The sequence below is a fragment of the Bartonella capreoli genome, assembly GCF_902813205.1.
Lineage (GTDB): Bacteria > Pseudomonadota > Alphaproteobacteria > Rhizobiales > Rhizobiaceae > Bartonella > Bartonella schoenbuchensis.
Genome location: NZ_CADDZX010000332.1, coordinates 1 through 402, shown reverse-complemented (window position 1 = coordinate 402; position 402 = coordinate 1). Strand labels below are relative to the sequence as shown.

At 40.0% G+C, this 402-nt stretch carries 1 pseudogene; it reads left to right on the top strand.

Annotated elements, in window-relative coordinates:
• Nucleotides 1-402, top strand: a pseudogene (locus J7R05_RS08665) (histidine kinase); the annotation flags it as partial.

Sequence of the window (402 nt, the reverse complement as noted above, 5' to 3'; positions counted from 1 at the left end):
CAAGTCATTCATTGCTTCTGGAACAATTGCTTGACAACGGATTGCTTGGTGAACATTCTGATTGGCGTGCATGGAAAGAATAGCTTTTTAAAGCTTACCAGCAAATAGAATCGGACCAACAAATTTGGAATCTTCGCGATGGACGTACAGTGCGGGTTATTGCTAGCCCTCATCCGCAAGGAGGTGTTACTTGGCTTTACGAAAATCTTACTGAAAAAATTGATCTTGAGCGGCGCTATAACACATTAATTAAAATACAAGGGGAAACACTTGACAAACTTTCAGAAGGTGTAGTGGTTTTGGGAACTGATGGTCGCCTTCGTTTATCAAATCCAGCCTTATCAAAATTGTGGTCTCTACCTTATAATTTATTAGTAGAAGGGACCCATATTACACACTTAC